This window comes from Streptomyces sp. NPDC056628 (assembly GCF_042792555.1).
Taxonomy (GTDB): Bacteria; Actinomycetota; Actinomycetes; order Streptomycetales; family Streptomycetaceae; genus Streptomyces.
Genome location: NZ_JBHTWG010000003.1, coordinates 295652 through 308963 on the forward strand (window position 1 = coordinate 295652; position 13312 = coordinate 308963).

General features: G+C 74.6%; 14 protein-coding genes. 9 read left to right on the forward strand and 5 right to left on the reverse strand.

The genetic code is table 11. The features are described 5' to 3' along the window. Positions 1–159: 159 nt before the first annotated feature. The 7 genes from ACFRAC_RS06975 (at position 160) to ACFRAC_RS07005 (ending at position 7635) form a co-directional block, all read left to right on the forward strand. Positions 160–1983 carry a gamma-glutamyltransferase family protein gene (locus tag ACFRAC_RS06975; protein ID WP_382921902.1) on the forward strand — a complete coding sequence of 608 codons (1824 nt, stop codon included), beginning with the start codon at positions 160–162 and terminating at the stop codon, positions 1981–1983. Between the two features lie 97 nt (positions 1984–2080). Continuing rightward, positions 2081–2938: an inositol monophosphatase family protein gene (locus ACFRAC_RS06980; RefSeq protein WP_382921904.1), complete on the forward strand. Its 858-nt coding sequence runs from the start codon at positions 2081–2083 to the stop codon at positions 2936–2938. Positions 2939–3041: 103 nt separating this feature from the next. Continuing rightward, the gene (locus ACFRAC_RS06985) at positions 3042–4454 is read left to right on the forward strand and encodes a phytoene desaturase family protein (protein ID WP_382921906.1); all 1413 of its coding nucleotides are present in this window, start codon (positions 3042–3044) and stop codon (positions 4452–4454) included. Between the two features lie 51 nt (positions 4455–4505). After that, positions 4506–5018 (forward strand): O-acetyl-ADP-ribose deacetylase, encoded by a 513-nt coding sequence (locus tag ACFRAC_RS06990; protein WP_382921908.1) that lies wholly within the window; start codon positions 4506–4508, stop codon positions 5016–5018. 62 nt (positions 5019–5080) lie between these two features. Continuing rightward, positions 5081–5575 carry a hypothetical protein gene (locus ACFRAC_RS06995; RefSeq protein WP_382921910.1) on the forward strand — a complete coding sequence of 165 codons (495 nt, stop codon included), beginning with the start codon at positions 5081–5083 and terminating at the stop codon, positions 5573–5575. 97 nt (positions 5576–5672) lie between these two features. Continuing rightward, on the forward strand, positions 5673–7142 hold the full coding sequence (locus ACFRAC_RS07000) for an AlkA N-terminal domain-containing protein (protein WP_382922120.1): 1470 nt from the start codon (positions 5673–5675) through the stop codon (positions 7140–7142). A gap of 10 nt (positions 7143–7152) precedes the next feature. Then, positions 7153–7635 (forward strand): methylated-DNA--[protein]-cysteine S-methyltransferase, encoded by a 483-nt coding sequence (locus ACFRAC_RS07005; protein ID WP_382921912.1) that lies wholly within the window; start codon positions 7153–7155, stop codon positions 7633–7635. An 8-nt stretch (positions 7636–7643) separates the two neighbouring features. Here ACFRAC_RS07005 and ACFRAC_RS07010 read toward each other — a convergent pair whose 3' ends face one another. Further along, positions 7644–8375 carry an NAD-dependent deacetylase gene (locus ACFRAC_RS07010; protein ID WP_382921914.1) on the reverse strand — a complete coding sequence of 244 codons (732 nt, stop codon included), beginning with the start codon at positions 8373–8375 and terminating at the stop codon, positions 7644–7646. Positions 8376–8468: 93 nt separating this feature from the next. Here ACFRAC_RS07010 and ACFRAC_RS07015 point away from each other — a divergent pair, with 93 nt between their 5' ends. After that, positions 8469–8669 carry a type II toxin-antitoxin system VapB family antitoxin gene (locus ACFRAC_RS07015; RefSeq protein WP_115505605.1) on the forward strand — a complete coding sequence of 67 codons (201 nt, stop codon included), beginning with the start codon at positions 8469–8471 and terminating at the stop codon, positions 8667–8669. A 7-nt stretch (positions 8670–8676) separates the two neighbouring features. Here ACFRAC_RS07015 and ACFRAC_RS07020 read toward each other — a convergent pair whose 3' ends face one another. Both ACFRAC_RS07020 and ACFRAC_RS07025 read right to left on the reverse strand, forming a co-directional pair. After that, positions 8677–9171, reverse strand: a complete 495-nt coding sequence (locus ACFRAC_RS07020; RefSeq protein ID WP_382921916.1) for an NUDIX domain-containing protein — start codon at positions 9169–9171, stop codon at positions 8677–8679. 43 nt (positions 9172–9214) lie between these two features. After that, positions 9215–10288, reverse strand: coding sequence for an ADP-ribosylglycohydrolase family protein (locus ACFRAC_RS07025; RefSeq protein WP_382921918.1), 1074 nt, complete (start codon positions 10286–10288; stop codon positions 9215–9217). A gap of 171 nt (positions 10289–10459) precedes the next feature. On the opposite strand from ACFRAC_RS07025, the gene ACFRAC_RS07030 reads away from it, so the two are divergent. After that, positions 10460–11578, forward strand: coding sequence for a glycerate kinase (locus tag ACFRAC_RS07030; protein WP_382922122.1), 1119 nt, complete (start codon positions 10460–10462; stop codon positions 11576–11578). A gap of 82 nt (positions 11579–11660) precedes the next feature. On the opposite strand, the gene pssA is transcribed toward ACFRAC_RS07030, so the two are convergent. Together pssA and ACFRAC_RS07040 are read right to left on the reverse strand one after the other, a co-directional pair. Continuing rightward, the gene (gene pssA, locus ACFRAC_RS07035) at positions 11661–12476 is read right to left on the reverse strand and encodes a CDP-diacylglycerol--serine O-phosphatidyltransferase (RefSeq protein WP_382922124.1); all 816 of its coding nucleotides are present in this window, start codon (positions 12474–12476) and stop codon (positions 11661–11663) included. 22 nt (positions 12477–12498) lie between these two features. Next, complete coding sequence (locus tag ACFRAC_RS07040) at positions 12499–13155, reverse strand: phosphatidylserine decarboxylase (RefSeq protein WP_048579466.1); 657 nt, start codon at positions 13153–13155, stop codon at positions 12499–12501. Positions 13156–13312 lie beyond the last annotated feature (157 nt).

A 13312-nucleotide genomic window follows, 5' to 3' on the forward strand; every position in this document is an offset into this window, starting at 1 on the left:
CAGCGGCCTGACCGGGCCGGGCGGCCTGATCCGGCCCGCCCGACCTCCACACCTTCACGCCACCCTCGCTCCACACCCCCATGAACGGTTGAACATCGAACGGGCGGTCACGGAAGATCGGACGGACCCGTCCGCGCCGACCGCGAGGTGACGCCCGCCATGTTCACCACCCGTCCCACCCTCCAGGGCACCTTCGGCATGGTGTCCTCCACGCACTGGCTGGCCTCGCAGTCCGCGATGGCGGTCCTGGAGCGCGGCGGCAACGCCTACGACGCCGCCGTGGCCGGCGCGTTCGTGCTGCACGTCGTCGAACCGCACCTGAACGGGCCGGCCGGCGAGGTGCCGATCCTCCTCGCCCCGGCGGGCGGCGAGGTGCGGGTGCTGTGCGGCCAGGGCGTCGCCCCCGCGGGCGCGACCGTCCCCCACTACCGGGGCCTCGGCCTGGACCTCGTCCCCGGCACCGGACCGCTGGCCGCCGCCGTGCCCGGCGCCTTCGACGCCTGGATGGTCCTGCTGCGCGACCACGGCACCCTGGCACCCGCCGACGTCCTGGAGTACGCCATCGGCTACGCCGAGCAAGGACACGCGCCCGTGGAGCGCGTCGGCGAGACCGTCGAGACGGTGCGCGAACTCTTCGAGACCGAGTGGACCTCCTCCGCCGAGGTGTACCTGCCGGACGGCGAGCCGCCCCGCCCCGGCACGCTCTTCCGCAACCCGGCGCTCGCCGCCACCTGGAAACGCCTGCTCGACGAGATCGCCGGAGCCGGCGACCGTGTCGCGCGGATCGAGGCCGCGCGCGCGGTGTGGCGCACCGGGTTCATCGCCGAGGCGCTGGTCCGGCAGGCGAACCGGCCCACCCTCGACACCAGCGGCGAGCGCCACACCGGCACCCTCACGGCCGACGACCTGGCCGGCTGGTCCGCCACCTACGAAGCGCCGGCGACGTACGACTGGAACGGCTGGACCCTGTGCAAGGCCGGGCCCTGGAGCCAGGGCCCGGTGCTCCTCCAGCAGCTCGCCCTGCTCCCGGCCGAACTGCCCCCGTACGGGTCCGCCGACTACGTCCACCTGCTCGTCGAGGGCTGCAAGCTGGCCATGGCCGACCGGGAGGCCTGGTACGGCGACGCCGCCGAGGTGCCCCTCGCCGACCTGCTGTCCGACGCCTACAACGCCGGCCGCCGCCGGCTGGTGGGCGACACGGCCTCCTTCGAGCTGCGGCCCGGCAGCCCCGGCGGCCGCACGCCGAGGCTCGGCGCACACGCGCGGGGCGCGGCCGTCGCCGCACCCGGCTCCGTACCCGGCGCCGGGGAGCCGACGGTCGCCAAGTCGCCCCGGTCCCCGGTGCCCGGCGAGCCCGAGGTGGCCGCCGACGGCACCACCCGCGGCGACACCTGCCACCTCGACGTCGTCGACCGGTGGGGCAACATGGTCGCGGCCACCCCGAGCGGCGGCTGGCTGCAGTCCAACCCCGTGGTGCCCGAACTCGGCTTCCCGCTCGGCACGCGGCTGCAGATGACCTGGCTGGAGGAGGGCCTGCCGAGCTCCCTGACGCCGGGACGGCGCCCCCGCACCACGCTCACCCCCACCATCGCGCTGCGCGACGGTGTGCCCGTGCTGGCCTTCGGCACCCCCGGCGGGGACCAGCAGGACCAGTGGCAGCTGCACTTCTTCCTCGCCGTCGCCCTGCGCGGCCGGGTCCGCGGCGGCCTCGACCTCCAGGGCGCCATCGACGCCCCGAACTGGCACAACGACAGCTTCCCCGGATCGTTCCACCCGCGCGGCACGCGGCCCGGGAGCGTCACCGTGGAGGCCCGCACCGATCCCGCGGTGGTGGACGCGCTGCGGCGGCGCGGCCACGACGTCACGGTCGGCGACGCCTGGTCGGAGGGCCGGCTGTGCGCGGTCGCGCGCGACCCCGGCACCGGGGTCCTGTCCGCCGCGGCGAACCCGCGCGGCATGCAGGGCTACGCCGTCGGACGCTGACGGGCCCCGGGGCGTCCGCCCCGCGAGTTCACCGGGAGGCCGTCCGCAGGTCACCCGGCGGGCGGGCGTTGTCAGCGGCGCGTGTTCTCATGGACGGGTGATCGAAGACAACGAAACCATCGAAGAGTTTCTCGCCCGGCACGCCACCGACGTGGAGGACGCCGTCCGCAAGGCGGCGGCCGCCGAGATCATGCCCCGCTTCCGCCGGCTCGCCGACCATGAGGTCGACCGCAAGAGCGGGCCGCACGACCTGGTGACCGACGCCGACCGGCTCGCCGAGCGGTACCTCACGGAAGCCCTCGGTGCCCTCCTGCCCGGCTCGGTCGTCGTCGGCGAGGAGGCGGTGCACGCCGACCCGTCCGTGTACGACGCGATCCGCGGCGACGCCCCGGTGTGGATCGTCGACCCCGTCGACGGCACCCGGCAGTTCGTGCACGGCGACACCGGCTTCTGCACCCTGGTCGCCCTCGCCCGGCACGGCGAGGTGCTCGCCTCCTGGACCTACGCGCCCGCCCTCGACCACCTGGCCACCGCCGTCAGGGGCCAGGGCGCCTTCCTCGACGGCGAGCGGCTGCGCGCCGGAGCCCCGGACCCCGGCCGCGACCTGCGGGTCGCCACCTCCCACCCGGACTTCACCACCGACGAGCAGAAGAGGTCCCTCCTCGGCCTGTGGACCGACGGGGTCGCCCCGCGCGCGTGCGGATCGGCCGGCCTGGAGTATCTGGCCGTCGCGCGGGGCGACTTGGAGGCCACCGTCTTCGGGTGGGAGGCGGCCTGGGACCACGCGGCCGGCCTGCTCCTCGTGGAGGAGGCGGGCGGCGCCCACCTGACGCACACGGGCGAGCCGTTCCGTATCACCGGGGGCAACGCCCTGCCGTTCACGACGGCCCGCGACGCGGCCACGGCACGGCGGGTGGCGGGACTCCTGTCCGGCGGAGCGCGCCGGGCCGCGTAGGAATAGAGTCGGCCGCGGGGGAGCGGAGGTGGGGCGTATGAGCCCCGGCCTATCCTGATCCCTCTAGGCCGCCGCCTGACGAAGGGGTCCGAACGTGCCGTCGATGCTCGACGCAGTCGTGGTGGGTGCGGGACCGAACGGCCTGACCGCCGCCGTGGAGCTGGCCCGCCGCGGTTTCTCCGTGGCCGTGTTCGAGGCCCGGGACACCGTCGGCGGCGGGGCCCGCACGGAGGAGCTGACGCTTCCCGGCTTCCGGCACGACCCGTGTTCGGCCGCCCACCCCCTCGGCATCAACTCGCCCGCGTTCCGGGCGATGCCGCTCGACCGCTACGGGCTCCAGTGGCTGCACGCCGGGCTGCCGATGGCCCATCCCTTCGCCGACGGCACGGCCGCCGTGCTGTCCCGGTCCGTCGCCGAGACGGCCGCCTCCTTCGGTCCGCGCGACGCGGGGACGTACCGCCGGCTGGTCGCCCCGTTCCTGTCCAAGTGGGACACGCTGGCACGGGACTTCATGTCGCTGCCCCTCACCGCGCTGCCCCGGGACCCGGTGACCCTCGCCCGGTTCGGTCTGACCGGGCTGCCGCCGTCGACCTGGCTGATGCGCCGCTTCCGCGACGAGCGGGCGCGGGCCCTGTTCTCCGGCCTGGTCGCCCATGTGATGGCGCCGCTGAGCGGCTTCGCGACCGGCGCCATCGGCCTGGTCTTCGCCCTCGCGGCGCACGCCCGCGGCTGGCCCGTGGCCCGGGGCGGCTCCCAGTCCATCTCCGACGCCCTCACCGCCTACCTCGAGGATCTCGGCGGTGCCGTGCACACGGACTTCGAGGTGAAGCGGCTCGACGACCTGCCGCCCGCGCGGGCGTACGTCTTCGACACCTCGCCCACCGCGCTGGCCCGGATCGCGGGCTTCGGCGGTTACTACGACAACTACCGGTACGGCTCCGGAGTCTTCAAGATCGACTACGCGCTGGACGGCCCGGTGCCCTGGACCGCCCCGGAGGCCCGGCGGGCCGGCACCGTGCAGATCGGCGCGGACAGCGCGGAGATCGGGGCGGCACTGCGGGCCGCGTCGCGGGAAGGACGCGCACCCGACCGGCCGTTCCTGATCACCGTGCAGCCCAGCGTCGCCGACCCCACCCGCGCCCCCGAGGGCAAGCACGTCTTCTGGGCCTACGGCCATGTCCCCAACGGCTGGACCGGCGACCTCACGGACGCCCTGGAACGCCAACTGGAGCGCTTCGCGCCCGGGTTCCGCGACCGGGTCCTCGCCCGCGCCACGGCCGGCCCGGCCGAACTCGCCGCCCGCAACGCCAACTACGTCGGCGGCGACATCGGCTCCGGCGCCGCCACCGGACTCCAGCTCCTGCTGCGCCCCAAGCTCTCGCTGTTCCCGTACCGCACCCCGCACCCCGCGATCTACCTCTGCTCGTCCGCGACCCCGCCCGGCCCGGGCGTGCACGGCATGTCGGGGCACAACGCAGCCAAGGCGGTCTGGCGGCGCCTGCGCCAGGAGCCCTGACCCGCGGGCCCGGCCCTGCGAGGACCCGCTCCCCCCTGCTAGGAAGGGGGCATGACCACCATCGGACTCGTACAGGGCGACATCACCCGTGAGGCGGCCGACGCGCTCGTCAACGCCGCGAACTCCTCCCTGCTCGGCGGAGGCGGCGTGGACGGCGCCATCCACCGGCGCGGCGGCCCCGAGATCCTCGCCGAGTGCCGCTCGCTGCGGGCCTCCCGGTACGGCAAGGGCCTGCCGACCGGGCAGGCGGTCGCCACCACGGCGGGGGAGCTGCCGGCGCGCTGGGTGATCCACACGGTGGGCCCCGTCTGGTCGTCCGGCGAGGACCGCTCGGACCTGCTGGCCTCCTGCTACCGCGAGTCGCTGCGCGTCGCCGACGAGCTCGGCGCCCGCACGGTCGCCTTCCCCGCCATCTCCACGGGCATCTACGGCTGGCCCATGGACGACGGCGCCCGGATCGCGGTGGAGACCGTCAGGGCGGCGGCGACCGCCGTCGAGGAGGTGCGGTTCGTGCTCTTCGACACGGCCGCGTACGAGGCGTTCGCCCGGCGGCTGGAGGCGTGAACACCGTCCGCGGCTGATCCGTACCCCTCGCCGTGGAGACGCACCAGACGCACCGGGCACCCGTGAGGACTCGAGGACGCGGCGACCGCAGGGGCGGCGCGGGCCGCCGCAGGGCCGCCGGACCGGTCGCGATCGCCGGCGGTCCGGCGCCGCTGCTCCTGGCCATCGCGTGCGCCGGGGGCGACGCCGGTCCCGCCACCGCGTCGAGCGGCCCGCCGAAGGTCTCCGCCACCGGGGCCGGGGTGGTGGCGCCGGCGGAGGTCGGGGTGATCGCCGGCCTCACCGGGTGCGAGGAGAGGATCAGGACCGAGGCCGACGAACTGCGCGAGGGCGTCTGCCGGACGAAGCGGGGCGACTACCTCGTCACGACGTTCCCCGAGGAGAGGCTGAAGCGGGACCGGCTGGACGCGGCCGCCGTCTACGGCGGTACGTACCTGGTCGGCACCCGCTGGGTGGTCAGCGCCGAGCCCGCCGTGCTGGAGCGGCTGCGGCCCCGGCTGGGCGGCGGCATCGAGCGACTGCGCGGCGTCGGCCCGAGCGCCCCCGCGTCCCCCTGAGGCGATCCGCCGATTCCCAGCCCAGCCGACGTCCGCGTCGGATTCTCGCCAGCGCGCGCCCGCCCGCGTCCCCGATGCTGGACCCATGAACCAGGGGATGCACACCGACGTCGAGCGCTGCGTGCGCGCCGTGCGGTCGAAGGACGCCCGCTTCGACGGGTGGTTCTTCACGGCGGTCGTCACGACCGGGATCTACTGCCGGCCCAGCTGCCCCGCGGTCCCGCCCCGGCCCGCGAACATGCGGTTCCTGCCGAGCGCCGCCGCCTGCCAGCAGGCCGGCTTCCGTGCCTGCAAGCGGTGCCGCCCCGACACCAGCCCCGGCTCGCCCGAGTGGAACCAGCGCGCCGACCTCGTGGCGCGCGCCATGCGGCTGATCGCCGACGGCGTAGTGGACCGCGAGGGCGTGCCCGGCCTCGCCGCACGCCTCGGCTACAGCACCCGGCAGATCGAACGCCAGCTCCTCGCCGAGCTCGGCGCCGGCCCGCTCGCCCTGGCCCGTGCGCAGCGTGCCCAGACCGCGCGGCTCCTCATCGAGACGACGTGCCTGTCCATGGCGGACATCGCCTTCGCGGCCGGTTTCGCCTCCGTGCGCACCTTCAACGACACCGTCCGCGAGGTCTTCGCCCTCGCCCCGACCGGCCTGCGTGCCCGGGCACCCCGTTCCGTCCAGGGCGGCACGGCGGGCGCCCTCACCCTGCGCCTGCCGTTCCGCGCCCCCCTCAATCCCGACAACCTCTTCGGGCACCTCGCGGCGACCGCCGTGCCCGGCGTCGAGGAGTGGCGGGACGGCGCGTACCGGCGCACGCTCCGGCTGCCCTACGGCCACGGCATCGTGGCGCTGAGCCCGCGCCCCGGCCACATCGCCTGCCGCCTCACCCTCAGCGACCTGCGCGACCTCACCGTCGCGACCAGCCGGTGCCGGCGGATGCTCGACCTGGACGCCGATCCGGTCGCCGTCGACGACCAGCTGCGCGCCGACCCGGTGCTCGCGCCGCTGGTCGACAAGGCACCCGGACGCCGGGTCCCGCGCACGGTCGACGAAGCCGAGTTCGCCGTACGCGCCGTGCTCGGGCAGCAGGTCTCCACGGCGGCCGCCCGCACCCACGCGGCCCGCCTGGTCACCGCGCACGGCGAGCCGGTGGAGGACCCCGAGGGCGGCCTCACGCACCTCTTCCCGGAGCCCGCCGCCCTGGCATCCGTCGACTCCGAGGCACTGGCGATGCCGCGCAGCCGGCGCACCACCCTCACGACCCTGGTCCGCGGGCTCGCCGACGGCGACATCCGCCTGGGCCCCGACAGCGACTGGCCCGGGACCCGGGCGAAGCTGCTGTCCCTGCCGGGTTTCGGCCCCTGGACCGTCGACGTCGTCGCGATGCGCGCCCTCGGCGACCCCGACGCCTTCCTCCCCACCGATCTCGGCGTCCGCCGCGCCGCCCGGGAGCTGGGCCTGCCGTCCACCCCGGCGGCCCTCACCGCCCGCGCCGCAGCCTGGCGGCCCTGGCGGGCGTACGCCGTCCAGTACCTGTGGGCGACGGACAGCCACCCCATCAACGTCCTCCCCGCATAAGGAGAAACCGGTGCGACAGCACACCGTCATCGACAGCCCGTACGGCCCGCTCACCCTCGTCGCCGACGACGGCGTCCTGTGCGGGCTGTACATGACCGACCAGCGCCACCGCCCCGCCGAGGAGACCTTCGGCCCCCGCGACGCGACGCCGTTCGCCCAGGCCGAGGAACAACTCGAGGCCTACTTCGCGGGCGGGCTGCGGGAGTTCACCCTGCCCCTGCGCCTCACCGGCACCCCGTTCCAGCGCAGCGTCTGGGACGCGCTGCGCACCATCCCCTACGGCGAGACCCGCACCTACGGCCAACTCGCCGACGCCCTCGGCAAGAAGGGCGCCTCCCGCGCCGTCGGCCTCGCCAACGGCAGAAACCCGATCGGCATCATCGTCCCCTGCCACCGCGTCGTCGGCGCGTCCGGCGCCCTCACCGGCTACGGCGGCGGCCTCCCCCGCAAACAACGCCTCCTGGCCTTCGAGAGCGGGGCGTCACTGTTCTGACGTCCGGCTCAGGCGTCCTTCCCTACCCGTCGCAGCAGCTCCGGCAGCGCCGTTCCGATCGGTTGCCGTACGACCTCGTCGGCCAGGTCGTCGTACGGGGTCGGTTCGGCGTTGACGACGATCAGGCGGGCGCCGTGGTCGGCGGCCACGCCCGCGAGGCCGGCGGCGGGCTGGACCTGGAGGCTGGAGCCTACGGCGACGAAGACCTGGCACGCCTTGGTGATCGCGACCGCCTGGCCGAGGACCTCCGGGTCGAGCCGTTCGCCGAACATGACGGTCGCGGACTTCAGGACGCCCCCGCACTCCAGGCACGGCGGGTCGTCCTCGCCGGCGTCGACCCGGGCCAGCGCGTCGGCCATGGGGGAGCGGGCGTGGCACTTGGTGCACACCACCTGCCGTTCGGTGCCGTGAAGCTCCAGGACCTTGCGGGCGGGCAGGCCGGCGAGCTGGTGCAGCCCGTCCACGTTCTGCGTGAGCACCCGCACCGGCACCCCCGACCGCTCCAGCTCGGCCACCGCCCGGTGCGCCGCGTTGGGCTCGGGGCGCCGCGCGTGGTTCTCCCGCCGCATCAGCCAGGACCGGCGCCGGATGTCCGGGTCCGCCATGTAGTACTCGTACGTCACGAGCTTCTCGGCGTCGGGGTCGCGCCGCCACAGGCCGTTCGGCCCGCGGTAGTCGGGGATGCCCGAGTCGGTCGAGATGCCGGCACCGCTGAGCAGGGCCACGAGGGGCTTGGTCATGCGGCCGAGGGTAGGACGGGCGGCGGGAACGCGGCGAATGGATATTCGGGCGAGCACCCCGTACGCCGGACGGCCCGGTGCTAGCGTTCCGGCATGGCCAAGGTCACCGTCTCGCTCGATGCCGAACTCGTCGTCGAGGCCATGGTCCTCGCGGGCGTCGGCAGCCCCCAGGACGCCGTCGAACTCGTCCTGCGCGACTACGTCCAGCGCGGCCACCGCACCGAGGCGCGGGTCGCCGAGCGCGACGACGCGCTGCGCGAGGTGGACGCCCGCCCCCGGGACGTCGAGGGCTGAGTCCGGCTCAGGCCACCCGCTCCCCGTTCTCCAGCTCCACCGGCCCCGTGCCGTCCGCCAGGGCGTCCAGCGCGGCCAGGACGCGGCGGCCCAGGGCGCCCGGCAGATGGTCGGTCACCTCCTCGCGCGAGACCAGCCGCCAGGACAGCAGCTCCTCCTCCTGCAGCCGGATCGCCTTCAGCTCGTCCCCGGTGAGCACACCGCCGTCGTACAGATACGCCACCAGCGGCGGCCGTCCGACGCCGTGCACCCAGTCCACCGCCAGCAGCCGGCCGAGCGCGCGGTCCAGGCCGATCTCCTCCAGCGTCTCGCGCCGCGCGCCCTGACGGGGCGTCTCGCCGTCGTCGGACTCGATCGTGCCGCCGGGCAGCGCCCAGCCCTCGCGATAGTTCGGCTCCACGAGCAGCACCCGTCCCTCCGCGTCGCGGAAGAGGGCGGCGGCGCCCGCGAGGATGCGGGGGAGACTCGCGATGTACGCGGCGAAGTCCGGCGTCGAGGTCATCCAGGAAGAGTAACCAGACCGGCCGCCGCCGCACTCGCCTCCCTCAGACGCCCAGCTCCGCCAGCCGCACCGTCCGCCGCGCCAGCTCGCTGATCCGTGCGCCGTCGAACCCGAAGACCGCGCTGCGCACCGTGTCCTCCAACGGCTCCGTCCACTGGCCCGGGATTCCCGCTGCGCCGCTCAGCACCCCGGCCACCGAGCCGGCCGTCGCCCCGTTGGAGTCGGTGTCCAGGCCCCCGCGCACGGTGAGCGTGATCGTGCGGGTGAAGTCGCCGTCGCCGTACAGCAGCCCCGCGGTGAGGACCGCCGCGTTGGGGACCGTGTGGATCCAGCCCTGGCCCGCCGTCTCCTCCGTCACCGTGCTGAGCGTGTCCTCCCAGGACATCCGCGTCTCGTGCAGGGTCGCCACCCGGCGCACGGTGCGGGCGAGCCGGCTGCTCGCCGGGATCACGGAGAGCGCCCGGTCCACGGCCTCGCGGATCGTGGACGCGGTGAACGCCGCCGCGATCAGGGCCGCCGCCCACATCGCCCCGTACACGCCGTTGCCGGTGTGCGAGAGCACCGCGTCCCGGCGGGCGAGGGACGCGGCGCGGTCGGGGGCGCCCGGGGAGGTCCAGCCGTAGACGTCGGCGCGGATGAGGGCGCCGATCCACTCCTGGTACGGGTTGTCGTAGGTGGCGGTGAGCGGCGGTTTCAGGCCGTTCGCGAGATTGCGGTACGCCGCCCGCTCCGCCGTGAACGTCTGGAGGTACGGCAGCCGCAGCAGCCACAGGTCGCCGACCTGCTCGGTGCTGAAGCCGAAGCCGTGCCGCTCCAGCAGGTCGAGCCCTAGGATCGCGTAGTCGACGTCGTCGTCACGGCAGCTGCCGTGGATACGGCCGCGCACACACTCCCGCCACTCGGGGCGCAGCGAGCGTCCGTCCTCCTCGTCGGCCGGCTCGGGCAGATAGTCCGTGAGCGGCAGGGCCGCCGCCCGGCGCAGATAGCGGTCGATCCGGTCCCGCGTCCACACATCGCCCTGCTCGACCGGTTTGCCGAGCATGTTGCCCGCGATCCGGCCCAGCCAGCCGCCGAGGACGCGGTCGGCGAGCTCCGGGTCCGTGCCCACAGAGGTCATAGAACCGGTCTACCCGATTCCGGCGGCCCACGCGCCCGGCACACCGGGGTCGTCCCGTGCCCCGGCCGTGTCATGGCGGGTCCGGGGTGCCGCCGGTTAAGGTCGCAGCGGCGCGACTGGCCCCGACCTGTGCGGGGCTCGGAGAGCAAGGGGATACAAGTGACACAGCGCGTGCTCATCGCCGCGGACAAGTTCAAGGGGTCGCTCACGGCCGTGCAGGTCGCCGAGCGGGTCACCGCCGGTCTGCGCCGGGCCGCCCCGGGCGTGGAGGTCGAGGCCATGCCGGTCGCCGACGGCGGTGACGGCACCGTCGACGCGGCGGTCGCGGCCGGTTTCGAGCGGCGCGAGGTGCGGGTCGCCGGACCGCTCGGCGACGAGGTGACGGCGGCGTTCGCGCTGCGCGGCGACACCGCGGTCGTGGAGATGGCGGAGGCCAGCGGCCTCCAGCGGCTGCCCGCGGGCGTCCTCGCCCCCCGCACGGCGTCCACCTACGGCTCCGGCGAGCTGCTGCGGGCGGCCCTGGACGCCGGCGCCCGCACCCTCGTCTTCGGCGTCGGCGGCAGCGCCACCACGGACGGCGGCGCCGGGATGCTGAGCGCGCTCGGCGCCCGCCTGCTCGACGCGGACGGCGAGCCGGTGGCACCCGGCGGGGGCGGACTCGCCGATCTGGCCACCGCCGACCTGTCGGGGCTGGACCCCCGGCTGGCCGAGGTCGACCTGCTGCTCGCCAGCGACGTCGACAACCCGCTGACCGGCCCGACGGGCGCGCCGGCCGTGTACGGCCCGCAGAAGGGCGCGTCCCCGGACGACGTGGCCGCGCTGGACGCGGCCCTCGCCCACTACGCCAAGGTCCTGGAGGCCGCCCTCGGTCCCCGGGCCGCCGAGCACGCCTCGGCGCCGGGCGCCGGAGCCGCCGGCGGCATCGGGTACGGCGCCCTCCTGCTCGGCGCCCGCTTCCGGGCGGGCATCGAGGTCATGCTCGACGTCCTGGGTTTCGCGCCCGCCGTGGAGCGCGCCGACCTGGTGATCACCGGCGAGGGCTCGCTGGACGAGCAGACCCTGCACGGCAAGGCGCCGGCCGGGGTCGCGGCGGCGGCCCGCGCGGCGGGCAAGGAGGTGGTCGCCGTCTGCGGGCGCCTCGCGCTCGCGCCGGAGGCACTGGGCCGGGCCGGCATCCGGCGGGCGTACCCGCTGACCGAGGAGGAGCCGGACGTGGCGGCGTGCATCGCGGACGCCGGTCCGATCCTGGAGCGCGTCGCCGAACGCGTCGGGCGTGACTTCCTGCTCTGAGCCCGGGCCGAGCACCCCGGGCACGCGAAAGGGCCCCGGACCAGATCGGTCCGGGGCCCTTCTCGGCACGGTACGCGGATCGCTACGGCAGCTGCGCCGCCCGCGCCTCGCGCCGGTTGTCGCGGAAGTTGTTCACCCGGCGGGCCGTGGCGAACAGCGGGATCACCGCGCCCATCACCAGCTGGAGCGCGCAGCCCGTCTGGAGGAGGAGCTGACCGCTCGGGGCCTCGAACGCCCAGGCGGCGAGCAGACCCATGGACACGACGATCCAGGACAGCATCGCGATCGCGAGGCGGCCGCGCGGCTTCGGGTACTCGACCCGGCTCACCATCAGCCAGGCCGTGCCCAGGATCGCCAGGAGCGTCGCCACGAAGGGCAGCTCCAGCAGGACGATCGAGACCACCGTCAGCGCGCCGAACGGCGACGGCATCCCCTGGAACATTCCGTTGGGGACGGACACGCAGGAGAAGCGCGCCAGCCGCAGCACGACCGCCAGCAGCACCACGATCGCCCCGACCGCGGCCACTCTCTGGTGCGCGTCGTCGGCGACCATGCCGTAGACCAGGACGAAGTACGCCGGGGCCAGGCCGAAGCTGATCAGGTCGGACAGGTTGTCCAGCTCGGCCCCCATCGGGGACGAGCGCAGCTTGCGTGCGACCAGGCCGTCGAACAGGTCGAAGACCGCCGCGCAGAGCATCAGGATGACCGCCGTGGCCGCGCTGTGGCGGGCCATGCCGGACTCCTGGCTGCCCGTGAGGTGCGGGATCAGGATGCCGGTGGTGGTGAAGTACACCGCCATGAAGCCGCACGTGGCGTTGCCGAGGGTGAGGGTGTCCGCTATCGACAGGCGCAGAGAGAGCGGCATCTCCTCCTCGTCGTCCTCGTCGGCCCCCGGCACCCAGCCCGGTTGCGTATCTGGATCAATCACGGTCAATGCGAGTCACCCCAGCCACGGTCTTCTGCCCGACCTCGACCGCGACCTCCACGCCCTCCGGCAGGTAGATGTCGACACGGGAGCCGAAGCGGATCAGACCGATGCGGTCGCCCTGCTCGACCTTCGTGCCCTGCGGGATGTAGGGGACGATGCGACGTGCCACGGCGCCGGCGATCTGGATCATCTCGATGTCGCCGAGTTCGGTGTCGAAATGCCAGACTACGCGCTCGTTGTTCTCGCTCTCCTTGTTGAACGCCGGCACGAACCCGCCCGGGATGTGCTCGACGGACGTCACGGTGCCGGAGAGCGGCGCACGGTTGACGTGGACGTTGAGCGGGCTCATGAAGATCGCGACGCGGGTGCGGCCGTCCTTCCACGGCATGATGCTCTGCACCACACCGTCGGCGGGGGAGATGACCCGGCCCTGGGCGATCTCGCGCTCGGGGTCGCGGAAGAACCACAGCATGCCCGCCGCCAGAGCGGTGGCGGGTACGGCCACGGCCTTGGCGACGCCGGAGCGGCGTGCGCGGGCCAGGCTGAGGGCTGCGGTGGCGACGGTCGGGAGAAGCCACGGCGATGCTCCGCGCGCGAGGCGTACGCCGGCCCGGCTGTCGCGTGGTGCAGAGGTTTGGCTGTGGGGCATGGATGACCTTCGTAGCGGATGATGCCGCGCTTCAACGGGGGACGGCGGCTTTCCCGGGATCGTACCGGTCGCGGCCCACAACTGGGCAAGCCAGGAAGCCGAGTCGGCGGCTGAAGAGTCTGTACGGGGTGTGATCTTCTTCTCGAAGAAAACACCC